This window comes from Mycobacterium sp. SMC-21 (assembly GCF_045310825.1).
GTDB lineage: Bacteria > Actinomycetota > Actinomycetes > Mycobacteriales > Mycobacteriaceae > Mycobacterium.
The window spans coordinates 251,736-277,491 of the sequence record NZ_JBJIAO010000004.1; the positions used below are offsets into that span (position 1 = coordinate 251,736).

The following is a 25,756-nucleotide window of genomic DNA, read 5'->3' on the forward strand; positions in this document are numbered from 1 at the left end:
ACGTGTTCTAGTTTTCCTGTGACGGGCAACACCTTCAGTCGCGACGAACTCATCGCGGCATTCGACGTCTTCGAGCAGACCGTGGACCGCGCCGCCCAGACGCGCGACTGGGATCCGTGGACCGACCACTACACCGAGGACGTGCTGTACATCGAACACGCCATGGGCACCATGCACGGCCGCGAGGAGGTGCGGCCCTGGATCTGGAACACCATGGAGAACTTCCCCGGCAGCTACATGACGTCGTTCCCGTCGCTGTGGAAGGTGTACGACGAGGCGACCGGTCGGGTCATCTGCGAGCTCGACAACCCCATGCGCGATCCCGGCGACGGCACCATCATCGGCGCCACCAACATCTCGATCATGACGTACGCGGGCGACGGCCTGTGGAGCAAGCAGGAAGACATCTACAACCCCATGAAGTTCCTCGAGGCCACCATGGCGTGGTGCAAGAAGGCCGAAGCGCTGGGCACGCTGCCGGAGGTGGCCGAGGAGTGGATGCAGAAGTTCGGCGGTAGGGGACGCCGATGACGTCGCTTGTCATCGGGGCCAACGGCTATCTCGGCTCGCACGTCACCCGGCAGCTGGTGGCGGCCGGGGAGGACGTGCGGGTCATGGTTCGGGCCGGTGCCAACACCATCGGCATCGACGACCTCGCCGTCACCCGCTACGAGGGCGACATCTGGGACAACGACACCCTGCGGGCCGCGATGACCGGCGCCGACGTCATCTACTACTGCGTCGTCGACACCCGCGGCTGGCTCCGGGATCCGTCGCCGTTGTTCCGCACCAACGTCGAGGGCACCCGCAATGTGCTGGACGTCGCGGTTGAACCCGAAATCGCGTCGGGCCTAAGGAAATTCGTCTTCACGAGCAGCTACGCCACGGTGGGGCGCAAGCGCGGCTTCGTCTCCACCGAGGACGACATCGCCGACGAGCGCACGCTGCCGCCGTACGTGCGCTCGCGCGTGCAGGCCGAGAAACTGGTGCTGCAGTACGCCCGGGAACGCGGGCTGCCGGCCGTCGCGATGTGTGTGTCCACCACGTACGGCGGAACGGACTGGGGCCGTACGCCGCACGGCGCCATCATCGCCGGCGCCGCGTTCGGGAAGCTGCCGTTCGTGATGAGCGGCATCGAGCTGGAAGCGGTCGACGTCAACGACGCCGCCCGCGCGCTGATCCTGGCCGCCGACAAGGGCCGGCCCGGTGAGCGATACCTGATCTCCGACAAGATGATCAGCAATGCCGAGGTGGCGCGCATCGCCGCGGCCGAGGCCGGGGTGCCGGCGCCGGCCAAGTCGCTGCCGCTGCCGGTGACGTACACACTCGCCACCCTGGGCACCGTCAAAGGCCGGCTCAAGGGCACCGACGAACACATGTCGCTGGCGTCACTGCGACTGATGCGCGCTGAGGCGCCCGTCGACTGCAGCAAGGCGAGGGCTGAATTGGGCTGGGAGCCAAGGCCCGTCGAGGACGCGGTGCGGGAAGCGGCGCGGTTCTGGGTGGGCCTGCGAAAGGCTCGGCAGGCCCAGAAATCCCGGGGCTGAACAACGCGCCGTGCAGCGTTAAGTCGTGGCGCGGCAAGGCCTACCGCGGCTAGCGTCGAAGCCATGACGGACAGATTGCAGGTGGACCTGACCGGGGCACCGCAGACCATGCTGGCCACGCTGTACGCCAAGGCACTGGACGCCGACCTGCCGAAGTCGGTGCTGCACGACACCTACGCCCGCGATGTCGTCGCCCGCATCGACTACGACTGGTCGCAGACCACGATCACGGCCGCCAGGTCGCCGGGGGTCACGCTGCGGTCGGCCTACTTCGACAAGACGGCCCGGCAGTTCCTGGCCGTTTACCCGGAAGCCGTTGTGCTGCACCTGGGTTGCGGACTGGACAGCCGACACTACCGGCTGGACCCGGGACCCGGCGTCGACTGGTACGACATCGACTACCCGGAGGTCGCCGAGCTGCGCCGTCAGCTTTACCCGGCCCGCGAGCACTGCCACATCGTCCCGGCATCGGTGACGGACCCGGCGTGGCTCGCCGGCATCCCGGCCGACCGCCCGGTACTGATGCTGGCCGAGGGCCTCACGATGTACCTCAGCGAGGCCGACGGCCAGGCACTGTTCCGTCGCATCGTGGCGCATTTCCCAAGTGGGGAACTGCAATTCGATGCCTTCAGCCGGCTCGGTGTGAAGCTGCAGTGGACGAACTCCGTGGTGCGCCGTTCGGGCGCGACGTTGAAGTGGGCCATGGACGGCCCCGACGACGTCCTGTCGGCAGTGCCGGGACTGCGGCTGCTGTCATGGGAGTCCGCCCTCGGCCCCGACGGCTACAACCTGCTGCCGACGGGACTGCGCGTGATGGCCGCCGTCATGCGCGCCGTGCCCGGCATGCGCCACATGTCGCAGTACCACCGGTATTCGTGGGGCTGACCGCCCGGCCCGGTCAGGCGGCCTCGGCGCGGGCCTTCAGCCGCTCGAGCGTCAGCCGGATGTTCTCGGCGTTGGCCGCGTCCCGGTCGGCGACCCCGGTGAGCGAGGCGGCGAACAGCTTCAACAGACCCGGCCGGTTGTCCCACGTGGACTCGGTGACCCGGCAGCCGTTCGGCGTCTCGGTGATGTCGTAGCGCCAGTGCGCGATGGGCACGATCGAGGACTTCACGGCGAAGCCGAACGTCTTGCCCGGCTCGGCTTCGGTGACGGTGCAGCTGGTCGTCCAGGTCTTCGAGCCGTTGCGGTTGTGTCCCTTGAACACCGAACCGGGTACCGCCGAGGACCCCTTCTGCCACTCCATGGTGTGTGCCTCCTCGGCGAGCGAGGCCAAGGTGGGCAGATCGGTCAGCAGCGCGTAGACAGCCGACGGGCTGGCGGCGATCTCGATGGCGGCGGTGACGGAGGCGGGTCCCTGTGCGGTCATGGCGCTGATCGTAGACAGACCGTCCTGGGGTTGGGCAAGCGGTAATTGTCGGTGGCGCAACAAGAATGCTCGATCTTTGCGGTAACCGTTTCGGGGTATCCCGGCGATATACCGCGTGACGGCACCTTCCAACGAAGGAGTTGGGTTGATATGAGCAAAAAGACGTTTGTGGCAGCTACCGCGCTCACCACCGGTGTGAGCGCGGCGATTATGGGATTAGGAGTCAATATCGCGCAGGCGAAGCCTGCACCCTGCCCGCCGATGCAGGTATGCAACGGTCCGGGTAACGGACACGGACCGGGTGGCGGCGGTCCGCCCGGAAACCCCGGCGGTCCACCTGGAAACCCCGGCGGTCCACCTGGAAACCCCGGTGATCCCGGCGGCGGGCCGGGTGGGCCACCGCCAGGTAACCCGGGCAATCACGACGACTGGCACCCGGGCGACAACGACAATGGCCGTGGGGACTGGCATCCCGGCGACCAGGGGAACTGGCACCCCAGGCCGGGCGACCCGGGACCGGGCGACTGGCACTGGCGTGGCGGCCCGCCGCCGTGGGGCCATGGTCCTGGGCCGTGGGGCTGGGGACCACCGCCCAGGCCGAACATCATCTGGGTGGCGCCCCCGCCGTGGGCACCGCCGCCGCCCCCGTTCGACTACTGGGGCTACACCGTCTACCCGGTGTGGGATCCAGGCTTCATGGCGTGGGGTTTCTGGTTCTTCGGCATCTGGATTGCGCTGTAATCCGTCAGTAGTTGCCGTCTGATGGCTGGGCCTGTCACTGGTGACAGGCCCAGCGTCATGTCGGGAATCGGCGCCGCCGGGAAAGGTGTTGCACTGAACATGACCGAGCGTCCCGTGCTCGAGCCCAGTGCGGCTCACCCCATCACCATCACGCCGACCGCCGGACGTGTCACCGTGACGGTCAACGGCCGCGTGGTTGCGGACACCACTGACGCACTCACTCTGCAAGAGTCGAATTACCCAGCGGTGCAATATGTTCCGCTCGCCGACGTCGACCAGACGGAGCTGTCCCGAAGTACGACCACCAGCTACTGCCCGTACAAGGGTGACGCCGGCTACTACCACGTCGGCGGCGTCGAAGACGTCATCTGGACGTACGAACAGCCGTACCCCGCGGTGGCTGAGATCGCCGGCCGGGTGGCGTTCTACCCCGACAAGGCCGACATCGTGGTGCACCCCGCCTAACCTGGAGCCGTGCCCACCGCCAGCCTGGCCCTGGACGGCCCGGCCGGCCTCGGCCTGACGTTGTCGCCGCTGCGCCGCGGAGGGACCGATCCGACCTTCCGGACCGTCGACGGCGTCATCTGGCGGACCAGCCTGATGCGCACCGGCGGGGTCACCGCGCGCCTCAGCTCACCCGATCTCAGGACCGTCGACTGCGAGGTGTGGGGCGACGGCGCCGCCGAGTTCCTGGACCGCCTACCCGCGCTGGTCGGCGCCGAAGACGACGCCACGGGATTCGCACCCACCGAACCGACCATTGCCGAGGCCTGGCGCCGCGTGCCGCACCTGCGCGTGTGCCGGACCGGACGGGTGCTGGAGGCACTGGTCCCGGCGATCCTCGAGCAACGGGTGCAAGGCCGGGATGCGTGGAATTCGTTCCGCAAGCTCACCGTGCGGTATGGCGCACCTGCGCCCGGCCCGGCGCCGGCCGGCATGCGGCTGCCGCCGACTGCCGAGGCGTGGCGCCGCATCCCGTCCTGGGAATTCCACCGCGCGAACGTGGATCCGGGCCGGGCCCGCACCCTGGTCGGCTGCGCACAGCGGGCCGACGCGCTGGAGCGGCTGACCGCCGAGACCGCGATCACGGCCCTGATGTCGTTGCCGGGAGTCGGGCTCTGGACGGCCGCCGAGACGGTGCAGAAGGCGTTCGGCGACGCCGACGCGCTCTCGGTCGGCGACTATCACCTGGCCAAGATGGTGGGCTGGACCCTGCTGGGCCACCCGATCGACGACGCCGCGATGGTCGAACTGCTGGAACCGCTCCGGCCGCACCGGCATCGGGCGGTACGGCTGCTCGAGGCCAGCGGCCTGGCGCGCAATCCGAGATTCGGTGCGCGCCAGGCGATTCCCAGCCTGAAGGAAATCTAGGCGGCGGCCACGACGTCGGCTTCGTGATCCGTCTCGGCCGTGCCGAACAACAGCGGATAGGCGATGCCCGCGATGGCGGCGCCGACCAACGGCGCCAGCCAGAACACCCACAGCTGCGTCGGCGCCCCGTTGCCGTTGAAGAACGCGACGCCGGTCGAGCGGGCCGGGTTCACCGAGGTGTTGGAGATCGGGATCGAGATCAGGTGGACCAGGGTCAGGGACAGGCCGATGGACAGTCCGGCGAAGCCCTTCGGCGCCCGGGCGTCGGTGGAGCCCAGGATCACGAACAGGAACATCGCGGTCAGGACGATTTCGGTGATGAGCACCGACGCCAGGCCGAAATGTTCCGGGGAGTGGTCCCCGAAACCGTTCGCGGCCATGTTGCCGGTCGCCGACCAGCCCTTCTGGCCGCTGCCGATCCAGTAGATGACCGCGCCGGCGATGAGGCCGCCGATGACCTGGGCGATCCAGTACCTAGGCAGTGCCTTCCAGTCGATCCGCCGGGCCAGGGCCGCGCCGAGCGTGACCGCGGGATTGAAATGGCCGCCCGAGACGGTGCCGAAGGCGTAGACGCCCGTCAGTACCGTGAGGCCGAAAGCTATTGCGACACCGAGGAATCCGATGCCGATAGAGGTGTGTTCGGTGGGATTGGCGGCGAAGACCGCGGCGCCGCAACCGCCGAGCACGAGCCAGAAGGTGCCGACGGCCTCCGCCGCCAGCTTGTGTGTCATCGTGGGAGCACTCATTTGGTCGAACCCTCCAATTCCTGTCGAAAAAGCCGGGTCAGCAAACAGCATTTCGAGGATCCCACCGGTGGGCGGCCGGGAGCCCGGCTGTTGCTGAATAGCAGCTCAAAGGTGACCGGCGGGTGCCCGCTGACCGGCCCGGAATCTAAGAATCTGAGCAATCTTTGCAGCAAATAAACTTTTGGTAACAGCCTGCGTAAATGTGACTTCTAGCAAACCATATTGCGGTGTCGTGACCAGTGGTGCAGGTGGGCCCCGTCGGGGTGTGACCGGAATTGATTGGCGAAAACGCAAGGGCTCCAATAAAATTGGCCCTACCGACCGGTAGCTTTAGAGTGCTGTGCAACACAGTCACAGCAACCTCATTAGGTCTGCCTAAGTTGGCATGTCAGGCCGGGTTTGTCATATCGTTTTGTCTCAATCGAGGCGAGCGGGACGGCCCGTCGTTCAGTGCTGCACGCTGGCATACCGTCGCTCAGTCCGCTGACGCCGTTGAAAGCGGCGGTCAAGCGATGCTTCGTAAAGAAGATGGTGAAGGGTTAGGTGGGAATGGCGCCGCAGCACGGCGGACCCAGCAAGGTCGGGCTGTACAACCCCGCGCATGAGCACGACGCCTGTGGCGTCGCCATGGTCGCGGACATTCACGGACGTCGGAGCCGCGACATCGTCGACAAGGCGATCACGGCACTGCTGAACCTGGAGCATCGCGGTGCCGCAGGTGCCGAGCCGAACACCGGCGACGGCGCAGGCATCCTGCTGCAGGTTCCCGACGAGTTCCTCCGCGCCGTGTGCGCCGAGGAAGGCTTCGAGCTTCCTGCCGAAGGCAGCTACGCCACGGGCATCGCTTTCCTGCCGCAGTCGGCCCGCGACGCCAAGCTGGCGTGCGAGGCCGTCGAGAAGATCGTCGAAGCCGAGGGCCTGCAGGTCCTGGGCTGGCGCGATGTGCCGTTCGACGAGTCGTCGCTCGGTGCGCTGGCGCGTGACGCCATGCCGACCCTGCGGCAGATCTTCATCGCCGGCGCCGACGGCATGCAGCTCGAGCGCCGCGCCTACGTCATCCGCAAGCGCGCCGAGCACGAGCTGGGAACCAAGGGCCCGGGCCAGGACGGCCCCGGTCGCGAGACGGTGTACTTCCCGAGCCTGTCGGGCAAGACCATCGTCTACAAGGGCATGCTCACCACCCCGCAGCTCAAGGCGTTCTACCTGGACCTGCAGGACGAGCGGATGAAGAGCGCGCTGGGCATCGTGCACTCGCGCTTCTCGACCAACACGTTCCCGTCGTGGCCGCTGGCGCACCCGTTCCGCCGGGTCGCGCACAACGGTGAGATCAACACCGTCAACGGCAACGAGAACTGGATGCGGGCCCGTGAGGCGCTCATCCACACCGACGTGTTCGGGTACCACAACGACCTGAACAAGATTTTCCCGGTCTGTACGCCGGGCGCCTCGGACACCGCACGGTTCGACGAGGCGCTCGAACTCCTGCACCTGGGTGGACGTCCGCTGCACCACGCCGTGCTGATGATGATCCCCGAGGCATGGGAACGCAGCGAGACCATGGACCCCGCCCGCCGGGCGTTCTACCAGTACCACGCATCGCTCATGGAGCCGTGGGACGGACCCGCGTCGGTGTGCTTCACCGACGGCACCATCGTCGGCGCGGTCCTGGACCGCAACGGCCTGCGCCCCTCGCGCATCTGGGTCACCGATGACGGGCTCGTCGTCATGGCCTCTGAGGCCGGCGTCCTGGATCTGGACCCCTCGACCGTCGTCAAGAAGATGCGCCTGCAGCCCGGCCGGATGTTCCTCGTGGACATGGCCGAAGGCCGGATCGTCGACGACGAGGAGATCAAGGACAAGCTCGCGGCCGAGCACCCCTACCAGGAGTGGCTCGACAACGGCCTGTTCCACATCGACGATCTGCCCCCGGGCGACTACGTCAAGATGCCGCACCACCGCGTGGTGCTGCGCCAGCAGGCGTTCGGCTACACGAACGAAGAGGTCAATCAGCTGATCGTGCCGATGGCCCGCACCGGCGCCGAGGCGCTGGGCTCCATGGGTACCGACACCCCGATCGCTGTGCTCTCGCAGCGGCCGCGGATGCTCTACGACTACTTCCAGCAGCTGTTCGCACAGGTCACCAACCCGCCGCTGGACGCCATCCGCGAAGAGGTCGTCACCAGCCTCTCGGGCGTCATCGGCCCCGAGGGTGACCTGCTGAACCCGGACGAGAACTCGTGCCGGCAGATCGTCGTGCCGCAGCCGATCCTGCGCAACGGCGACCTGTCCAAGCTGATCTGCGTCGACCCCGACCACGAGATCCGGGGCCGCAAGCACGGCATGCGCGCCGCGGTCATCAGCTGCCTGTACCCCGTCGCCGACGGTGGAGAGGGTCTGCGCCGCGCCCTGGAGGACGTCCGCACCAAGGTGTCGCAGGCCATCCGCAACGGTGCCCGCATCATCGTGCTGTCGGACCGTGAGTCCAACGAATGGCTTGCGCCGATCCCGTCGCTGCTGTCGACGGCGGCCGTCCACCACCACCTGGTCCGGGAACGCACCCGCACCCAGGTCGGCCTCGTGGTCGAGTCCGGTGACGCCCGCGAGGTGCACCACATGGCCATGCTGGTGGGTGTCGGCGCGGCCGCCATCAACCCGTACATGGCCTTCGAGACCGTCGAGGACATGGTCGACCGCGGTGTCATCACCGGTCTGACCAGCGACCAGGCCAAGGCCAACTACGTCAAGGCCGCCGGCAAGGGTGTGCTGAAGGTGATGTCCAAGATGGGCATCTCGACGCTGGCCTCCTACACCGGCGCCCAGCTGTTCCAGGCCGTCGGCATCAGCCAGCGCGTGCTCGACGAGTACTTCACCGGCATCTCCTGTCCGACCGGCGGCATCGACCTCGACGACATCGCGGCCGACGTCGCGGCGCGGCACAGCCTCGCCTACCTCGACCGGCCCGACGAGTGGGCACACCGTGAGCTCGAGGTCGGCGGCGAGTACCAGTGGCGCCGCGAGGGCGAATACCACCTGTTCAACCCGGACACGGTGTTCAAGCTGCAGCACTCCACCCGCACCGGGCAGTACTCGGTGTTCAAGGAGTACACCAAGCTGGTCGACGACCAGAGCGAGCGCATGGCCTCCCTGCGTGGCCTGTTCACGTTCAAAGAAGGTGTGCGCGAACCGATCTCGATCGACGAGGTCGAACCCGCCAGCGAGATCGTCAAGCGGTTCTCCACCGGCGCGATGAGCTACGGCTCGATCTCGGCCGAGGCCCACGAGACGCTGGCCATCGCCATGAACCGCCTTGGCGGACGGTCGAACTCGGGTGAGGGCGGCGAGAACGTCGAGCGCTTCGAGCGGGACGCCAACGGCGACTGGCGGCGCAGCGCCATCAAGCAGGTCGCGTCGGCCCGCTTCGGTGTGACGTCGCACTACCTGACGAACTGCACCGACATCCAGATCAAGATGGCCCAGGGCGCCAAGCCCGGTGAGGGCGGTCAGCTTCCGGGGCACAAGGTGTACCCGTGGGTGGCCGAGGTGCGCCACTCGACCCCGGGTGTCGGCCTGATCTCGCCGCCGCCGCACCACGACATCTACTCGATCGAGGATCTGGCGCAGCTGATCCACGACCTGAAGAACGCCAACCCCGAGGCCCGTATCCACGTGAAGCTGGTGTCGGAGAACGGCGTCGGTACCGTCGCCGCGGGTGTCTCGAAGGCGCACGCCGACGTGGTGCTCATCTCCGGGCACGACGGTGGCACCGGTGCGACGCCGCTGACCTCGCAGAAGCACGCGGGTGCACCGTGGGAGCTGGGCCTGGCCGAGACGCAGCAGACCCTGCTGCTCAACGGTCTGCGCGACCGCATCGTCGTGCAGGTCGACGGTCAGCTCAAGACGGGCCGCGACGTCGTCATCGCCGCGCTGCTGGGCGCCGAGGAATTCGGTTTCGCCACCGCACCGCTGGTGGTCTCGGGCTGCATCATGATGCGCGTCTGCCACCTCGACACCTGCCCCGTGGGTGTGGCCACCCAGAACCCGGTGCTGCGCGAGCGGTTCACCGGCAAGCCGGAATTCGTCGAGAACTTCTTCCTGTTCATCGCAGAAGAGGTCCGCGAACTCATGGCGCAGCTGGGCTTCCGCACCATCAACGAGATGGTCGGCCAGGTCGGCGCGCTGGACACCAGCAAGGCCATCGCGCACTACCGCGCGCAGAAGCTGGACCTGACCCCGGTGCTGTACGAACCGGAGTCGGCCTTCATGAAGCAGGATCTGTACTGCACGTCGAGCCAGGACCACGGTCTGGACAAGGCGCTCGACCAGCAGCTGATCGCCGAGTGCCGGGACGCCATCGAGTCCGAGGTGCCGGTCAGCCTCGCCATGAAGATCACCAACGTGAACCGCACCGTCGGCACCATGCTGGGCCACGAGGTCACGAAGGTTCACGGCGGCCAGGGTCTGCCGGACGGCACCATCGACATCACGTTCGACGGCTCGGCGGGTAACAGCTTCGGCGCGTTCCTGCCCAAGGGCATCACCCTCCGGGTGAACGGCGACGCCAACGACTATGTCGGCAAGGGTCTTTCGGGTGGACGCATCGTGGTGCGCCCGTCGAAGAACGCGCCCGCCGGCTACGTGGCCGAGGAGAACATCATCGGCGGCAACGTGATCCTGTTCGGTGCCACCAGCGGGCAGGCGTTCCTGCGCGGTGTGGTGGGCGAGCGGTTCGCGGTGCGTAACTCGGGCGCCGTCGCGGTCGTCGAGGGCGTGGGCGACCACGGTTGCGAGTACATGACCGGTGGCAAGGTCGTCATCCTCGGCGAGACCGGCCGTAACTTCGCCGCCGGTATGTCCGGCGGTATGGCCTTCGTCTACGACCCGAAGGGCGCCCTGCCGGGCAACATCAATGGCGAGATGGTCGATCTCGATGCGCTGGACGCCACCGACGAACTGTGGCTGCACGAGATCATCACCGCCCATGTCGATGGCACCGAATCGGCTGTGGGACAGCGGATTCTGGCCGATTGGCAGAATCAGAAGGAGCAGTTCATCAAGGTGATGCCTCGCGACTACAAGCGGGTACTGGAGGCGATCGCCGGGGCCGAGGCCGCCGGCGAGGACGTCAGCGAAGCGATCATGGCGGCCGCTCGTGGCTGATCCGAACGGCTTCCTCAAGCACACCCACCGTCAGACCCCGGTCCGCCGGCCGGTCGACCTGCGCCTCAAGGACTGGAAAGAGGTCTACGAGGAGTTCTCCAAGGAGACCCTGCAGGTCCAGGCCTCGCGCTGCATGGACTGCGGTATCCCGTTCTGCCACAACGGTTGTCCGCTCGGGAACCTCATCCCCGAGTGGAACGACCTGGTGTACCGGGACCGCTGGCGCGACGGCATCGAGCGCCTGCACGCCACCAACAACTTCCCGGAATTCACCGGGCGGCTGTGCCCGGCGCCGTGTGAGGCGTCGTGCGTCCTCGGCATCAACCAGGACCCGGTGACGATCAAGCAGGTCGAGGTCGAGCTGATCGACAACGCCTTCGACCAGGGCTGGGTCAAGCCGATGATCCCGGACGTGAAGACCGGCAAGAAGGTCGCCGTCGTCGGTTCCGGACCGGCCGGTCTGGCCGCTGCCCAGCAGCTGACTCGCGCCGGCCACGACGTGACCGTGCTCGAGCGGGCCGACCGCATCGGTGGTCTGCTGCGTTACGGCATCCCGGAATTCAAGATGGAGAAGCGGCACATCGACCGTCGTCTGGAGCAGATGGCGGCCGAGGGCACGCAGTTCCGGACCAACGTCAACGTCGGCGTCGACATCACCGTCGAGCAGCTGCAGGAAGACTACGACGCGGTGGTCCTGGCCGGCGGCGCGACCGCATGGCGTGACCTGCCGATCCCGGGCCGCGAGCTCGAGGGCATCTACCAGGCCATGGAGTACCTGCCCTGGGGTAACCGCGTGCAGCTGGGCGACGACGTCCTCGGACCCGACGGCGAGCCGCCGATCACGGCCAAGGGCAAGAAGGTCGTCATCATCGGTGGCGGTGACACCGGCGCCGACTGCCTGGGCACCGCCCACCGGCAGGGCGCCGAGAGCGTCCACCAGTTCGAGATCATGCCGCGTCCGCCGGAGGAGCGCGCCGAGTCGACCCCGTGGCCGACCTACCCGCTCATGTTCCGGGTGTCCTCGGCACACGAAGAGGGCGGCGAGCGCGTCTTCTCGGTCAACACCGAGGAGTTCGTGGGCACCGACGGCAAGGTCTCGGCGCTGAAGGTGCACGAGGTCGTCATGAAGGCCGGCAAGTTCGAGAAGGTCGAGGGTTCGGACTTCGAACTCGCGGCGGACATCGTCTTCCTGGCCATGGGCTTCGTCGGCCCCGAGCGTGAAGGCCTGCTGACCGAGCTGGGCGTCGAGCTCACCGACCGCGGAAACGTGGCCCGGGACAACGACTTCCAGACCACGGTGCCCGGCGTCTTCGTCGCCGGTGACATGGGCCGCGGTCAGTCGCTGATCGTGTGGGCCATCGCCGAGGGCCGCGCCGCGGCCGCCGGCGTGGACCGCTACCTGATGGGTGAGTCGGCGCTGCCGAAGCCCATCAAGCCGACGGCTGCGCCGCAGCGCTGATCTGACAATCAACCGTGGCCCGGTGGTGCGATGCACCGCCGGGCCACGGTTTTTTCACGTCAGGAACGCAGAACCGGTGACTCTCACGCTGCATGGGTGGTGCAGATTGGCGACGGGCGCCGCACGCACTGCTCGATAAAATCGGCCGGTGAGCAGTGGGGGAGGGCCGACGCGACTGCCGCATCCAGTGGTGTTGGGTGCGGTCGCGGTCGCGATACTGGCGTTGGTGGTGCACAACCAGCTGGTGCCGTTCGATGTGAAGTTCTTCGGATTGATGGAGAACGACTTCGACCTGTCGACGTACCGAGCTGCGGTCGATGGGCTCTGGCACGGCAAGCCGTTGTACGAGACGCCGGCGTTGAAAGAGGCGTGGTTCGTCTACCCGCCGTTCGCGACAGTGCTGCTTGCCCCTTTCGCGTTGGCCGGCTTCGAAGTCGCGAAGTGGTCGCTGTTGGTCCTGTCGGTAGGGCTTTTGGCGCTGTTGGCTTGGCGCACAATGCGATTGGCCGGCGTTCGCGCTGACTGGCGACTGGCGACGGTCAGCGCGGCACTCGGCGTGACGGTCATAGATGTCGAGCCGGTGCAGGCCACGCTCTGGTGGGGACAGATCAATGTGCTGCTCATGGCGATGGTGCTGCTGGATCTGTTGCGGCCCAAAGCTTCCCGTTCTCGAGGTATCGGGTTGGGGCTGGCGGCGGGCATCAAGCTGACGCCGCTGGTGTTCCTGCCGTACCTGCTGCTGACTCGACAATGGCGTACTTTTGCCGTTGCCACAGGGACTTTCGTGGCAACGATGGTAGGTACCTGGCCATTCCTTCCGGCGGACAGCGGTTGGTTCTGGAGTCACCTCGGAGATACCACGCACATCGCGCCTATCGATCACCTGGCGAACCAGTCGATCAACGGCTTTCTCGCGCGCTTCTTCGCACCACTTCCACGGCCTGAATGGTTGTGGATCACCCTGAGCCTCTTGGTCCTGGTTGCCGGACTGGCGGTGGCGTGGTGGGCCCACCGCCGCGGCGAGCAGGCCCTGGCTCTCGTGGTGGTGGGCCTGACCGGTTGTGCCGTCTCGCCGTTCAGCTGGGCTGCGCACTGGGTCTGGTTCGCGCCGGTGATCTTCTGGCTCGTCGGGAAAGCCTGTACGACGCAGGGTGGTTGGGCTCGGGGCTGGGCGTACCGTGCCGCCGGCTTGTTCGCGGCGGTGTTCATGTGGACGCTGCACAAACCCGGCCGGAACCACACCACGATGTACTTCAGCGGCGTGTACTGGAATTTCCTCGACCTGCGGCCGTTCTGGATCGGCCAAGTGATGAGCGGCTGGTATCCGCTGGTGTACCTGTGCTTCCTGATCGGTGCGGTCGGTTGGTTGCGGTTGAGTACGTCGGAGCCGCGTGTGGTGGGCGCGACGGCCATGAGTGCCGACGATCTCGGGGACTACCCGCCGGAATTCCTTGACGACGAGGTGCCTGCTCGCGTCTAGCGCGGTCGGGGCGCGCCTCGGTACCTGATGATGCCGTTGATAACGACTCGATACCGTCGGGTGTGTCGCGTGAGGCTGGTGTGACTGGAGTTGCACAATTGATCGGTTCGGGTCCCGATCGACCAGAACTGAATACTTATGGCGAACTACACCAGCGCACCCGCATCCCTGTTCGCCGGCTCCGAGCTGAGCCGGCGACGCTTTCTCGTGGGCTTGTCGGCCTCGGTGGTGGCCGGCGTCGGCCTGGCGCGGTGCGCCGTCGACGGACCGGCCGCGACCGTGGCCGCGGCGCCGCCGAAGGCTCCGAAGGAACCGGTACAGCGGGGCATGGGATTGGCGTTGCCGGGCGGCGGCGAGCTCAGCAGCCTGCCGGACGTGGCCGGCAACCGCGTGGCGATCACGCTCGACGACGGCGTGAGTTCCGAGGTGGTGCGCGCGTACACCAAGCTCGCACGGGACACCGGCATGCGGCTCACCTATTTCGTCAACGGCCGCTACCAGTCGTGGACCGAGAACCGGGACCTGATGCTGCCGCTCGTGGAGTCGGGCCAGATTCAGCTGGGCAACCACACCTGGTCGCATCCGGACCTGGCGAAACTGTCCAAGGACGAGATCGTCGACCAGTTGGAGCGCAACCACAAGTTCCTGCAGTCGACCTTCGGGGTCGACTCCCGGCCGTACTACCGGCCGCCGTACGGCAGCCACAACGCGATCGTCGACAAGATCGCCGCGGAGCTCGGCTACTCGACGCCGACCATGTGGACGGGATCGCTGGGCGACGAGAACATCGTCACCGAGGACTACATCCTCAAGATGGCGGGCAAGTACTTCACGGAGCAGACGGTGGTCATCGGCCATCTCAACCACCTGCCGGTGACGCACGTCTACGGCCAACTGGTCGATCTGCTGAAGGAGCGCAATCTGCGCACCGTCACACTGGATGACGTGTTCCGGAAGCCGCGCGAGCTTCCGGTCTGATTCACCCGAGTGACATAGCTCATATTGTCTGGTGGGTCACTTGCCCGGCTGGTCACTCTCTTAAATTAAGAGGCCATTAAGGGCTTCTTCCGCAACATGAATCACACCAGTCACACGCGACACGCCGCTGTTACTTTCGGCGCGCCTCCAAAGGTTTGCCGATGACCGGCGTTGTAATGAAATCGCGGGGGCCGTGCGATAGTCTGGCCCCACGGTGCAACCAATCGCCGACCGCAGGAGTGATCACCGTGTACAACAACCCGCTATCGCGTTCACGCATGGGACGTATTGCCTGGTCCCTGCTCCGCCACCCGGTCAAGAGCCGTGAGTTTCCGGCCAAGAACGAGCGTCTGGTCACCGCTGCGGACATGGTCCGCTTCGGCGTCTAGCGCTCGCTCGACCGCTCTGGCCGACGGTATTCGGCAGTAACGTCAGCTGCTTTGCTGATCGTTATCGATTTGTGACCTCCGCGATAATTAAGAACGCACGCCCGCCCGGAACCGAATTCTCGGCTCCGGGCGGTTGCCGTATCTCAGGCAGTGAGCAGGCCTGAGTCCCGGATGGCTTCGGCCAGCGGCTCCAGCACGGCCGGGTCATGCGGTTGGGGGATGTAGATGATCGCCAGGTCCAGGCCTTCGGCGCCCAGGCCCGCAGCCTCGTCGACCACCTTGCGGTAGTCGCAGTCCTGGCCGAGCCGGACGTGCGCCGACAGGGTGATCTCCTTGGGGTCGCGGCCGATGTCGGCGCAATGCGCGGCGAGCACGTCGCGCTTGCGGGCGAACTCTTCCGGCGTCCCGCCGACGAAGTTCCAGTGATCGGCGTACTTGGCGGTGATCTTCAGGGTCCGCTTTTCGCCGCTACCGCCGATGCAGAACGGCGGATGCGGCTGCTGCGGCCCCTTCGGCTCGTTGCGGGCGTCCTTCAACTGATAGAACTTGCCGTCGAAGGTAGTGGTGTCCTGGCTGAGCAGGCCTTTGAGCACCTCGCAGGCCTCTTCGAAGCGGTCGAACCGCTCTTTGACCGAGCCGAGCTCGATGCCATAGGCGCCGGACTCCTCTTCGTTCCAACCGGCGCCGATACCGAGCTCCAGCCGGCCGTTCGAGACGATGTCCAGCGCGGACGCCATGTTGGCCAGCACTGCCGGGTGTCGATAGTGGATGCCGGTGACCAGGACGCCGACCCGCAGCCGTTTGGTGGCCTGCGCCAGCGCGGTCAGCGTGACCCAGCCCTCCAGGCAGGGGCCGGTCGAATCGGAGAAGATCGGATAGAAGTGGTCGAAGGTCCAGCCGGACTCGAACACGTCGATGTCGTCGGCAGCCTGCCAAACGGCGAGCATGTCCGACCAGGTGGTGTCTTGCGGTGAGGTTTTGAAGGCGAATCGCACGCTTATTGAAACTAGTCACGACGGGCTCCTAATTCCTGTGAGTTTCCTCCGCGCATTGGCAGACTGGATGCCATGGACCCAGTGGCCGCGCTGCGGGAGATCGCCTTCTATAAGGACCGCGCTCGTGAGGAATCCCGTCGCGTCATGGCCTATCGCAAGGCCGCGGATGTGGTGGAGGCGCTGACACCCGAACAACGCGAGAAGCTGGGCCGCACCAACGGCTGGCAGACGCTGGCCGGCGTCGGACCCAAGACCGCAGCCGTGATCGCGCAGGCCTGGGCCGGTCGTGAGCCCGACGCGCTCGTCCAACTTCGTACGGCGGCAGCAGATTTGGGCGGGGGAGCGCTGCGCACTGCGCTGAAGGGCGACCTGCATCTGCACAGCAACTGGTCCGACGGTTCGGCGCCCATCAGTGAAATGATGGCCACCGCACAGCGTTTGGGCCACGAGTACTGTGCGCTCACCGACCACTCGCCGCGGCTGACCGTGGCGAACGGGCTCAGTCCGGACCGGCTCCGTCAGCAGCTGGACGTCATCGACGAAATCCGGGACCGGTTCGCGCCGATGCGGATTCTCACCGGCATCGAGGTCGACATCCTCGAAGATGGCTCGCTGGATCAGGAACCCGAACTGCTGGAGCGGCTGGACGTGGTGGTCGCCAGCGTGCACTCCAAGCTGGCCATGGACGCCGCCGCGATGACCCGGCGCATGGTCCGCGCGGTGTCCGGTGGGCAGGCGAACGTGCTGGGTCACTGCACCGGTCGCCTCGTCGAGGGCTCGCGCGGCACCCGGCCGGAATCGAAGTTCGACGCGGAAGCGGTGTTCGCGGCGTGCGCCGCCAATGATGTTGCGGTGGAGATCAATTCGCGCCCTGAGCGGCGCGACCCGCCGACCCGGCTGCTGAACATGGCGTTGGACACCGGGTGTCTGTTCTCGATCGACACCGACGCGCATGCGCCCGGCCAGCTGGACTTTCTCGGCTACGGGGCGCAGCGGGCGCTGGATGCCGGTGTTCCGCAGGACCGGATCGTCAACACCTGGCCGGTCGAGCGACTGCTGTCCTGGGCCGCCGCGTAGCGTCTGGCGCATGGTTCTCGGTACCGCAACCGTCATCACGCTTTTCGCCGCCGGCCTGATCTTCTTGCTGGCCCTGATCCTCGGCATCTGGAAGTACCGGCAGATGGCCGTCAACCCCGACCATCTGGCCCACCCCTACGTCGACATCGCACACCGGGCCGCGCTGCTGTACTCGTTCTCCACACTGCTGGTGGCGGTGTTCGTCCAGCTCAGTTCCTGGCCGGCGTGGGTGAACCTCACGGCCGCAATGGTTTTGGTGTTCTTCTTCGTCGTCGCCATCGCCGCGTACATCCAGCATGGGCTCCGGCAGGACACCACCAACCAGTTCGAGCACCCCAGCGGTGGTCTGCACGCCGGGATGGTGGCGCTGATCCTCGGTGAGGTCGGCGGATTCCTGGTGCTGTTGTCGGGATTTGTGGTTGCGCAGTTCTGAAGCCGGTGTGCGGGCATACTCGGTGAACATGGCACTTCGATCGAAAGCGCGTCGGGTCGCCACGCTGGCTGCGGCAGTTCTGCTGGCCTCGTGTTCGTTTCACGTCGGTAGCGGGGCCACCACCATGTCCAAGGACAAATTGGAGACGGCGGTCAAGAACAAGCTGAGCACGCAGACCGCGTCGAACATCGATTCCGTGTCCTGCGACGGTGGCATCGAGGCCACCATCGGGGCCACCCAGACCTGCACCGTCGTCACGGGCAAGACGAGTCGCCACGCGACGGCGCGAGTCGCGGATATCCGGGGTTCCGACATCGCACTCAGCATCGAAATCATCCCCGGTAAGTGACCCTGCACGACCGGCTACTGCAGCTGAACAGTCCGGCGCGCCCGTGGCTCATCCGCGACGGCGCTCCCGAGGGCGTCGACCTCGTGGCCGAGTGGAAGTCGGACGATCCGGACTGGCGACAGGTGCTCGAAGACCTGGCCGTGGCGCTGACCTTCCAAATCCATCTGCGCCTGGATGCCGAGAGCCGGCTCCTGCACGCGGTGGATCACCTCGTCGAATGGCGCCAGGACGCCGAAGGCCAATGGATCGAGTGCCACGACACCGGCGACCTGAAGCTGTTCTGGTCGGGCAATTCGAACTGCACGCACCACCTGATCACGACCGACGACATCAAGGTCCCGATCCAGCAGTGCGTCGCCGATGCGGGATGGACGTATCGCGTGGGTTAGACCTCTTCAGAGAAGTCGGCCGTGAGCCAGCGGTCGGGGCGGACAGTGAACAAGACGGTGGCAACACCTGCCATCGAACGGACGAACTCGCGCCCGGCCTCTTCCCCCAGATAGCGGATCGCGATGGCTTCCCGTGCGTCTTCCGGCGCGGGCGTGGCGGTGTCGACGACCGAGCCTTCGACGATCACGTACTGGTAGGGAGGCTCTTCCCGCTGGACCACGAGCGAGACTACGCCCGCCTGCTGGATCAGCTTCGCCTTGCGGCTGCCGGCGCCGGTGTTGATCCGGATCAGCCCGTCGGAGGTGACGTCGTACCAGATGGGGACACTCGACGGCGGACGGCCATCTTCGGCGGCAACGGACAGCACCCCTACGTGCTTGTCGGCGAGGAACTGTTCACGCTCGGCTTCGGTCAGTTTTCTCGGCATGACTCCGCCAACGCCGCTTCGTTCCGCGCTATTCCGGCAGCATCGGCATTTCCCAGCCGGGGTCCTTGCCGACCAGCACGCCGCGCGTCAGGCACGCGTTGCCGAACTTCTGGCGCACCAGGTCGACGGCGCAGTCCACCGCGGCGGTGTCGGGTTCGCCGTCGAAGGGCAGCTCGAGCTGCTCGGTGCCGGCGGTGTCGACGTTCGACACCGAGAACCCCATCAGCGTCAGGCCGCGTTCGGCGATCATCGGTCCGGCGGCCGCCACCAATCCACGTGCGGCCGTGAGGATTTCCTCGGTCGACGCGGTCGCGCGGTGCATGGTGTGCGAGCGCGTCACGCGACTGTAGTCGTCGAACCGCAGCCGCAGGACGACCGTCCGGCCGGTTCGGCCGCTGCTGCGCATGCGGCGGGTGATGCGGTCGATCAGGTTGATGATCATCGCGTCGATGTCGTTGTCGGACATGGTGTTTCCACGCCGTCCCACCGCGCGCTGGGCGCCGACGGACCGTCGTCGCACGCCGGTGGTGACACGCCTGCGGTCGATGTTGTGCGACAACGCGAAAAGCTGACGCCCCATGGCCGCGCCCACCATGGCGCCCAGCGCCGACTCGGTGAGGGCCGCGACGTCGGCCACCGTCTCGTCGCCGTGTTCGCGCAGCTTCTCCGCAGTCTTGGCGCCGACGCCCCAGAGGTGTTGCACCGGAAGCGGATGCAGGAAGGCCTGCTCGCGGTCCGGCGGCACCAGTAGTAGTCCGTCGGGCTTGGCTTCGCGGCTCGCGACCTTCGCCAGAAACTTGGTGCGCGCGATGCCGACGGTGATCGGCAGCCCCACACGCTCACGCACCGCTTCCCGCAACGCTGCCCCGATCTGCACCGGGGTGCCGGACACCCGGCCGAGGCCGCTGACGTCGAGGAAGGCCTCGTCGACCGACAGCGGCTCGACCAGCGGCGTGGTGTCATGGAAAACCTTGAAGACCTCGCGGCTCGCCTCTGAATAGGCGGACATCCGCGGCGGCACGACGATGGCCTGCGGGCACAGGCCGCGGGCCTGATGCCCGCCCATCGCGGTGCGCACGCCGAACGCTTTGGCCTCGTAGCTGGCCGCCAGCACCACACCGGCGCCGACGATCACCGGCCGGCCGCGCAGCGCGGGATCATCACGCTGCTCGACCGATGCGTAGAACGAGTCGAGGTCGGCATGCAGGATCGCGGCTGCTTCAACGTCCGACACCGGCCAATCTTCGCACATATGTTCGCATCGATGAATGCCTGGCGCTCGGCTGAACAATTGTTTACATTGGTGAACATGCATTCACCCATGGTCGACGACCGGACCGCGCGGGCACGGATTCGCGACGAGGCCCTGCGCCTGTTCGCCGAGCGCGGTGCCGACGCGGTGACGATGCGCGACATCGCCGCCGCGGCTGGTGTCTCGCCCGCGCTGCTGGTCCGGCACTACGGCTCGAAAGACGGACTGGTGGACGCGGTCGACAACTACGTCGTGCAGACCCTGGAGGCGCTGCTGACCGAGGTGACAGCACCGGTCCAAGACGGCACGCAGCCCTCCGCGACGCCGACGCTGCTCGAGGCCTTCGCCGTCCACCTGCCGCCACAGTCGCCGATTCCGGATTACCTGGGCCGATCGCTGATCGCCGGCGGCGCAATGGGATCCGTTCTGTTCGCCCGGTTGTACGCCATCAGCCAGGACGCGCTCGGCGCGATGGTGGCGGCCGGAACGGCGGATGCCGGCGACGATCCGGCGGTGCGCGCGGCCTTCTTGTTGCTCAACGACCTGGCGGTGCTCATGCTGCGTCGGCGCGTCGCGGAAGTGCTCGGGGTCGACCCGCTGACCGCCGCCGGCATGGAGCGCTGGGCCACCGAAGCCTTCGCCATCTACCGCGATGGCCTGACCGGATCGCCTGGCACCACGTGAGCGGCCTCATCGACAGTGCGCGAGAAAGGTAGGGAGACAACAATGTCCACGCCCCGTACTGGTGGCTTGGCGGCCGGCGGTGCCAGGCTGCTGCGGTGCCGACGCTTGGTACGCGCGCCGATCTGGATCTATCGGACCCGTGCGGGCGCGCTGTTCGGATCGCGGATGCTGATGCTGGAACACACCGGACGCACATCGGGGGCACGCCGCTACGTCGTCCTCGAAGTCATCGACCATCCGTCGGCCGCTACCTACGTGGTGGCTTCCGGATTCGGTACGAAAGCCCACTGGTTCCGCAACATTTCGGCCAATCCGCGGGTGCGGGTCTACGCCGGTAGCCGCCCGCCGACGGCAGCGACGGCGCGGGTGCTGCCACCGTCGGCCGCCGACCGGGCACTGGGTGCGTACATCGACCGTCATCCGCGCGCCTGGGCCCGACTCAAAGGCGTCCTCGACCAGACCTTGGGTACCGAAGTGAGCCCAACCCACACGGCGCTCCCGATGGTCGAGTTGCGGCTCGACACGACCTCATGAAGATCGCCATCAGTGGCGCGGGCATAGCCGGGCCGACACTGGCCTATTGGTTGTCCCGCAGCGGCCATGACCCGGTGCTGATCGAGACGGCGCCGCAGCTACGCACCGGCGGCTACCTCATCGACTTCTGGGGCGTCGGCTACGCGATCGCCGAGCGGATGGGCTTGGCGGATGCAATACAGCGGGCAGGCTACGGGATCGAGCAGGTCCGGCTGGTCGATGGCCGCGGCCGCAAGACAGGCGGGTTCGCCGTCAGCCCGTTCCGGCGGGTCTTCGACGGGCGATACATCAGCTTGCCGCGCGGCGAGCTGGCGAGGCTGATCTACGAGGCAGTCGGAGACGACGTCGAGACGGTGTTCGGCGACCGGATCACCGCGATCGAACAATCTGACGAGGGAGTGGAGGTCGTGCTCGAACACGGCGGGCACCGCGAGTTCGACCTAGTGATCGGCGCCGACGGCATTCATTCCACGGTGCGCAGTCTGGTTTTCGGCACTGACCCCACATTCCAGAGGCAGCTGGGCTATTGGGTCGCGGCATTCGAATCCGACGGATACCGCTCGCGCGATGAACTCGTCTACCTCGCCCACGGCAGGCCTGGGCGCGTGGTCGCCCGGTTTGCGCAGCGGAACGATAAGACCCTGTTCCTGTTCATCGTCTCCGACGATCAGCTGACCGCTGCGGAGACGGCCGACGGCACCGCTGTCCGGAGAGCTTTGCGGCGGGTTTTCGGCGATGACGGATGGGAGTGCCCGGCAATCCTCGCCGCGCTGGATCGGGCCGAGGATCTGTACTTCGATCGGGTCAGTCAGATCAAGATCGACCGCTGGTCGCAGGGTCGCGTCGCACTGGTCGGGGACGCAGCTTCGTGCGTGTCGTTGCTGGCGGGCGAGGGAACCGGACTGGCGATGCTCCAGGCGTACGTGCTCGCAGGCGAACTCGACCGGTCCGGCGGTGAGCACGGTGAAGCGTTTCGCCGCTATGAGCAGCTGGTCCAACCGCTGATCGAGGGCAAACAAGAGTCCGCCAGAGCTTTCGCGGGCGTATTGGCACCGCGGACCTCGGTCGGCCTCTGGACCCGTAACCGCGTCAGCCGGCTGCTGGATATCCCGGCACTGGCGGCCTGGGTGATCCGGCGGGAATTCCGCGACGACATCGAATTGCCGGATTACGCGATGTAGCGCAAGAGTGGCGGACTTCAGCCGTAGATGCTGCTCAGCCAGATGTGGGTGAGGGTGTTCACGACGTCGTCGTGCGCGACGGCGCCCGGCTCGCCGGCCAGGGTGGCCATGATCATGCGCTCGTTCATCAGGTTCAGCGAGGTGGCCAGATCCCGGGCGGGCAGGGTGTCCGGCGCGGCGCCGCGCGAGCGTTCGGCGGCGATCAGTGCGGCGGTGAGGTTGATCCACTTCTGCATGAGCCCGGCCCAGAACTCGCGGAGTTCGGGAACTGTTCTGACCGCTTCGACGCCGGCCCGGGCGGTGGCCGGGTGCGAGCCGAATGAACTGAAGAAGATCTCGATGCCGTGCCGGATGGCCTTCTTCGGGTCCGCCGGCATGTCCTCGAGCGCGCCGTCGAAGCCGGTGTCGGCGCGCTTGATCAGCGGATCGAGCAACGACAGCAGCACGGCTTCCTTCGACGCGAAGTAGAAGTAGAACGTGGGGCGGGAGATGCCGGCGCCTTTGGCCAGGTCATCGACGGAAATCTCGGAGAACGAGCGTTGCTCGAGCAGGGCGGCTGCGGTGGCGAGGATGGCCGCTTCGCGCTCGTCGCCCGAGGGGCGTGCCGCACGACGGCCCCGGGGCGCCCGGGTCTGCGCAGCGGTACTCACGCAGCTGAGCCTAACAGTTTGTCGAGTTTTTCAACACACCGTTGACCGACTCAACACCATGTTGATACCGTCGGTACCATGATCGAACACTTCGATGTTGTCATCGTCGGTGCTGGCATCTCCGGCATCAGCACCGCCTGGCACCTCCAGGACCGCTGCCCCACCAAGAGCTACGTGATCCTGGAGCGTCGGGAGAACATCGGCGGCACCTGGGATCTGTTCAAGTACCCCGGCATCCGCTCGGACTCCGACATGTTCACCCTCGGCTTCCGGTTCAAGCCGTGGGAGTCGGCCAAGTCGATCGCCGACGGCCAGTCGATCTGGAACTACATCAACGAGGCCGCCGACGAGAACGGCATCCGCCAGCACATCCGCACCGGCCAGCACGTCACCTCGGTCGACTGGTCGGACGCCGAGAACCGCTGGACCATCAACATCACCGCCGGCGGCGAGGAAAAGCAGGTCACCGCGTCGTTCCTGTCGGTGTGCAGCGGCTACTACAACTACGACGAGGGCTACTCGCCCGAGTTCCCCGGCGCGGCCGACTTCAAGGGCCAGATCGTGCACCCGCAGCACTGGCCCGAGGACCTCGATTACACCGGCAAGAACATCGTCGTGATCGGTTCCGGCGCCACGGCCGTCACGCTGATCCCGTCACTGGTGAACGGCGGCGCCGGGCACGTGACCATGCTGCAGCGCTCGCCCACCTACATCGGTGCGCTGCCACTCGAGGACCCGATTGCCAAGCAGGCCAACAAATATCTGCCGAAGCACCTGGCGCACTTCGTGAACCGCTGGAAGCAGATCGGTTACAGCACCGGGCAGTACCAGCTCGCCCGCAAGTTCCCGGCCGTGTTCAAGAAGGCGCTGCGCCAGATGGCCGAGCGCCGGCTGCCGGAGGGCTTCGACTACGACAAGCACTTCAGCCCGCGCTACAACCCGTGGGACGAGCGAGTCTGCCTGGCGCCCAACGGCGATCTGTTCAAGGCCATCCGCTCGGGCAAGGCCGGCGTCGTCACCGACACCATCGAGACCTTCACCGAGAATGGCATCAAGCTGACCTCCGGCGAGGAGCTGCAGGCCGACATCATCGTCACCGCAACGGGTTTGAACATGCAGCTGTTCGGTGGCGCGACCGCCAACCGCAACGGCGAGCCGATCGACCTGCCGTCCTGCATGACCTACAAGGGCCTCATGCTGTCGGGCGTGCCGAACATGGCGATCACCTTCGGCTACACCAACGCGTCCTGGACGCTCAAGGCCGACCTGGTGTCCGAGTTCATCTGCCGCGTGCTGAACTACATGGACGCCAACGGATTCGACCGCGTCGAGCCGCAGCACCCGGGCGACAGCGTCGACGAGCTGCCGTTCATGGACTTCACGCCCGGCTACTTCAAGCGGGCCATGGACAGCCTGCCCAAGTCGGGTTCGGAAGCGCCGTGGAAGCTCAAGCAGAACTACTTCTTCGACATGCGGACCATCCGGTACGGCAAGGTCGACGAGCAGGCGCTGCAGTTCACGAAACACCGTGCCGCAGTGACGGTTTGATCCGTCAGACGAGAAAAGCCCCCACCTCACGGTGGGGGCTTTTCCGTGTTGATGTCACGGTGTGACGACGACGATGCCGTCCTCGTCACAGTAGGCGATGTCACCCGGGACGAAGGTGACGCCGCCGAAGGTCACCTCGACATCGCGCTCGCCGGCGCCGGTCTTGGTGCCCTTGCGGGGGTTCGTGCCCAGCGCCTTGATGCCGACGTCGATGGTGCGCAGCGTCGACGCGTCGCGCACCGGGCCGTTGACGATGACGCCCGACCAGCCGTTGTCGTGCGCGAGGCCGGCGATGATGTCGCCGACGAGGGCGGTGTGCAGTGATCCGTCGCCGTCGACCACGAGGACGCCGCCGTCGCCCGGCGTCGACAGGATCGACTTGAGCAGGGCGTTGTCCTGGAAGCACTTCACCGTGGTGATGCGGCCGGCGAACATGGTTCGACCGCCGTAGTTCTGCAGCTGCAGATCGCAGCTGCGGACATCGGGATAGATCTCGTCGACGAGGTCGGCAGTGGCGCGGGGTTCGATGGTCACCCGCCGATTATCTCAGGGCGCGGAGTCAGCCGGCGGCGCGGCGTCGGGCCAGCAGCACGACGAGCAGGGCCAGAACGCTCGCGACGATCACCGCGGTGACCGGCACCTGCGAGCGCTGCGGCACGGGCGGAGTCAGGTCGAGCACGGGCAGCGGTGCGGGCGCGGGCGCCCCGGGAGCGGGCGGCTGGGGCGCCGGCGCCTCGGAAGCCGGGGGTGCGGGTGGCCCGACCTTCGGTGGAGCCTTCTTCGCCGGGGCCTTCTTGGCCGGCGCGGTGGTTGCGGCCTTCTTGGCGGGCGTCTTCTTCGCCGGCACCTTCTTGGCGGGCGTCTTCTTGGCCGGAGCCTTCTTCGCGGGCGCCTTTTTCGCGGGCGTCTTCTTGGCCGGCGTCTCCTTCGGGGGGACGCCGGGTTGCGACTCCTCGTCGGGGGACTTCTGCTCGTCTGCCATGCGGGTGCTCCTCCGGG

The 25,756-nt window shown here is 66.8% G+C and carries 26 protein-coding genes; 18 read left to right on the forward strand and 8 right to left on the reverse strand.

The features are described from left to right. Positions 1-18 precede the first annotated feature (18 nt). The 3 genes from ACJH6H_RS06810 (at position 19) to ACJH6H_RS06820 (ending at position 2,432) form a co-directional block, all read left to right on the forward strand. On the forward strand, positions 19-531 hold the full coding sequence (locus ACJH6H_RS06810) for a nuclear transport factor 2 family protein (RefSeq protein ID WP_212807643.1): 513 nt from the start codon (positions 19-21) through the stop codon (positions 529-531). Then, positions 528-1,547: an NAD-dependent epimerase/dehydratase family protein gene (locus tag ACJH6H_RS06815; RefSeq protein ID WP_212807642.1), complete on the forward strand. Its 1,020-nt coding sequence runs from the start codon at positions 528-530 to the stop codon at positions 1,545-1,547. Before ACJH6H_RS06810 ends, ACJH6H_RS06815 begins: the two co-directional genes overlap by 4 nt. Before the next feature lie 63 nt (positions 1,548-1,610). Continuing rightward, the gene (locus ACJH6H_RS06820) at positions 1,611-2,432 is read left to right on the forward strand and encodes a class I SAM-dependent methyltransferase (protein ID WP_212807641.1); all 822 of its coding nucleotides are present in this window, start codon (positions 1,611-1,613) and stop codon (positions 2,430-2,432) included. A 13-nt stretch (positions 2,433-2,445) separates the two neighbouring features. Here the strand turns inward: ACJH6H_RS06820 and ACJH6H_RS06825 are convergent, their stop codons facing one another. Continuing rightward, a complete protein-coding gene (locus tag ACJH6H_RS06825; protein WP_212807640.1) occupies positions 2,446-2,916 on the reverse strand; it encodes an SRPBCC family protein in 471 nt (156 codons plus the stop codon). A gap of 261 nt (positions 2,917-3,177) precedes the next feature. Here ACJH6H_RS06825 and ACJH6H_RS06830 point away from each other — a divergent pair, with 261 nt between their 5' ends. The 3 genes from ACJH6H_RS06830 to ACJH6H_RS06840 all read left to right on the forward strand — a co-directional run bounded on the left by ACJH6H_RS06830 (position 3,178) and on the right by ACJH6H_RS06840 (position 5,028). Beyond that, positions 3,178-3,657: a chitin-binding protein gene (locus tag ACJH6H_RS06830; RefSeq protein ID WP_406774500.1), complete on the forward strand. Its 480-nt coding sequence runs from the start codon at positions 3,178-3,180 to the stop codon at positions 3,655-3,657. Between the two features lie 99 nt (positions 3,658-3,756). Further along, a complete protein-coding gene (locus ACJH6H_RS06835; RefSeq protein ID WP_212807638.1) occupies positions 3,757-4,122 on the forward strand; it encodes a DUF427 domain-containing protein in 366 nt (121 codons plus the stop codon). 9 nt (positions 4,123-4,131) lie between these two features. Beyond that, positions 4,132-5,028 carry a DNA-3-methyladenine glycosylase family protein gene (locus ACJH6H_RS06840; RefSeq protein ID WP_406774501.1) on the forward strand — a complete coding sequence of 299 codons (897 nt, stop codon included), beginning with the start codon at positions 4,132-4,134 and terminating at the stop codon, positions 5,026-5,028. On the opposite strand, the gene aqpZ is transcribed toward ACJH6H_RS06840, so the two are convergent. After that, a complete protein-coding gene (gene aqpZ / locus ACJH6H_RS06845; RefSeq protein ID WP_406774502.1) occupies positions 5,025-5,774 on the reverse strand; it encodes an aquaporin Z in 750 nt (249 codons plus the stop codon). The genes ACJH6H_RS06840 and aqpZ overlap by 4 nt on opposite strands. A gap of 549 nt (positions 5,775-6,323) precedes the next feature. Between aqpZ and gltB the strand changes: the two genes are divergently transcribed. The 4 genes from gltB to ACJH6H_RS06865 all read left to right on the forward strand — a co-directional run bounded on the left by gltB (position 6,324) and on the right by ACJH6H_RS06865 (position 14,848). Beyond that, positions 6,324-10,931 (forward strand): glutamate synthase large subunit, encoded by a 4,608-nt coding sequence (gltB, locus tag ACJH6H_RS06850; protein WP_406774525.1) that lies wholly within the window; start codon positions 6,324-6,326, stop codon positions 10,929-10,931. Beyond that, a complete protein-coding gene (locus tag ACJH6H_RS06855; protein ID WP_212807632.1) occupies positions 10,924-12,390 on the forward strand; it encodes a glutamate synthase subunit beta in 1,467 nt (488 codons plus the stop codon). The genes gltB and ACJH6H_RS06855 overlap by 8 nt, the downstream gene beginning before the upstream one ends. Positions 12,391-12,538: 148 nt before the next feature. Continuing rightward, complete coding sequence (locus tag ACJH6H_RS06860) at positions 12,539-13,870, forward strand: glycosyltransferase 87 family protein (protein WP_406774503.1); 1,332 nt, start codon at positions 12,539-12,541, stop codon at positions 13,868-13,870. A gap of 186 nt (positions 13,871-14,056) precedes the next feature. Further along, positions 14,057-14,848, forward strand: coding sequence for a polysaccharide deacetylase family protein (locus ACJH6H_RS06865; RefSeq protein WP_029119172.1), 792 nt, complete (start codon positions 14,057-14,059; stop codon positions 14,846-14,848). A 532-nt stretch (positions 14,849-15,380) separates the two neighbouring features. Here the strand turns inward: ACJH6H_RS06865 and ACJH6H_RS06870 are convergent. Further along, positions 15,381-16,232, reverse strand: a complete 852-nt coding sequence (locus ACJH6H_RS06870) for an LLM class F420-dependent oxidoreductase (RefSeq protein WP_212807628.1) — start codon at positions 16,230-16,232, stop codon at positions 15,381-15,383. A 72-nt stretch (positions 16,233-16,304) separates the two neighbouring features. Here ACJH6H_RS06870 and ACJH6H_RS06875 point away from each other — a divergent pair, with 72 nt between their 5' ends. From ACJH6H_RS06875 to ACJH6H_RS06890, 4 genes are read left to right on the forward strand one after another with little or no spacing between them, the layout of a single operon-like run. After that, positions 16,305-17,309, forward strand: coding sequence for a PHP domain-containing protein (locus ACJH6H_RS06875; RefSeq protein WP_212807626.1), 1,005 nt, complete (start codon positions 16,305-16,307; stop codon positions 17,307-17,309). Positions 17,310-17,319: 10 nt separating this feature from the next. Next, the gene (locus ACJH6H_RS06880) at positions 17,320-17,742 is read left to right on the forward strand and encodes a hypothetical protein (protein WP_212807624.1); all 423 of its coding nucleotides are present in this window, start codon (positions 17,320-17,322) and stop codon (positions 17,740-17,742) included. Positions 17,743-17,770: 28 nt separating this feature from the next. Continuing rightward, entirely contained in the window at positions 17,771-18,091 is a 321-nt protein-coding gene (locus ACJH6H_RS06885; protein ID WP_212807622.1) for a DUF4333 domain-containing protein, read from the forward strand. After that, positions 18,088-18,480, forward strand: coding sequence for a hypothetical protein (locus tag ACJH6H_RS06890; protein WP_212807620.1), 393 nt, complete (start codon positions 18,088-18,090; stop codon positions 18,478-18,480). Before ACJH6H_RS06885 ends, ACJH6H_RS06890 begins: the two co-directional genes overlap by 4 nt. Here ACJH6H_RS06890 and ACJH6H_RS06895 read toward each other — a convergent pair. Then, positions 18,477-18,908 carry a pyridoxamine 5'-phosphate oxidase family protein gene (locus ACJH6H_RS06895; RefSeq protein ID WP_212807618.1) on the reverse strand — a complete coding sequence of 144 codons (432 nt, stop codon included), beginning with the start codon at positions 18,906-18,908 and terminating at the stop codon, positions 18,477-18,479. The two genes, ACJH6H_RS06890 and ACJH6H_RS06895, sit on opposite strands and share 4 nt — an antisense overlap. Before the next feature lie 28 nt (positions 18,909-18,936). After that, complete coding sequence (dinB, locus tag ACJH6H_RS06900) at positions 18,937-20,160, reverse strand: DNA polymerase IV (RefSeq protein ID WP_406774504.1); 1,224 nt, start codon at positions 20,158-20,160, stop codon at positions 18,937-18,939. Between the two features lie 57 nt (positions 20,161-20,217). Here dinB and ACJH6H_RS06905 point away from each other — a divergent pair, with 57 nt between their 5' ends. From ACJH6H_RS06905 to ACJH6H_RS06915, 3 genes are read left to right on the forward strand one after another with little or no spacing between them, the layout of a single operon-like run. Beyond that, on the forward strand, positions 20,218-20,844 hold the full coding sequence (locus ACJH6H_RS06905; RefSeq protein WP_212807615.1) for a TetR/AcrR family transcriptional regulator: 627 nt from the start codon (positions 20,218-20,220) through the stop codon (positions 20,842-20,844). A 42-nt stretch (positions 20,845-20,886) separates the two neighbouring features. Further along, complete coding sequence (locus ACJH6H_RS06910; RefSeq protein ID WP_212807613.1) at positions 20,887-21,378, forward strand: nitroreductase family deazaflavin-dependent oxidoreductase; 492 nt, start codon at positions 20,887-20,889, stop codon at positions 21,376-21,378. After that, positions 21,375-22,559: an FAD-binding domain gene (locus tag ACJH6H_RS06915; protein ID WP_212807611.1), complete on the forward strand. Its 1,185-nt coding sequence runs from the start codon at positions 21,375-21,377 to the stop codon at positions 22,557-22,559. The genes ACJH6H_RS06910 and ACJH6H_RS06915 overlap by 4 nt, the downstream gene beginning before the upstream one ends. A 17-nt stretch (positions 22,560-22,576) precedes the next feature. On the opposite strand, the gene ACJH6H_RS06920 is transcribed toward ACJH6H_RS06915, so the two are convergent. After that, positions 22,577-23,209: a TetR/AcrR family transcriptional regulator gene (locus tag ACJH6H_RS06920; protein WP_212807602.1), complete on the reverse strand. Its 633-nt coding sequence runs from the start codon at positions 23,207-23,209 to the stop codon at positions 22,577-22,579. A 78-nt stretch (positions 23,210-23,287) separates the two neighbouring features. On the opposite strand from ACJH6H_RS06920, the gene ACJH6H_RS06925 reads away from it, so the two are divergent. Beyond that, on the forward strand, positions 23,288-24,757 hold the full coding sequence (locus tag ACJH6H_RS06925; protein ID WP_212807600.1) for an NAD(P)/FAD-dependent oxidoreductase: 1,470 nt from the start codon (positions 23,288-23,290) through the stop codon (positions 24,755-24,757). 54 nt (positions 24,758-24,811) lie between these two features. On the opposite strand, the gene rraA is transcribed toward ACJH6H_RS06925, so the two are convergent. Together rraA and ACJH6H_RS06935 are read right to left on the reverse strand one after the other, a co-directional pair. Next, positions 24,812-25,291: a ribonuclease E activity regulator RraA gene (gene rraA, locus ACJH6H_RS06930; RefSeq protein ID WP_212807599.1), complete on the reverse strand. Its 480-nt coding sequence runs from the start codon at positions 25,289-25,291 to the stop codon at positions 24,812-24,814. A gap of 25 nt (positions 25,292-25,316) precedes the next feature. Beyond that, positions 25,317-25,739: a hypothetical protein gene (locus tag ACJH6H_RS06935; RefSeq protein WP_212807598.1), complete on the reverse strand. Its 423-nt coding sequence runs from the start codon at positions 25,737-25,739 to the stop codon at positions 25,317-25,319. Positions 25,740-25,756 lie beyond the last annotated feature (17 nt).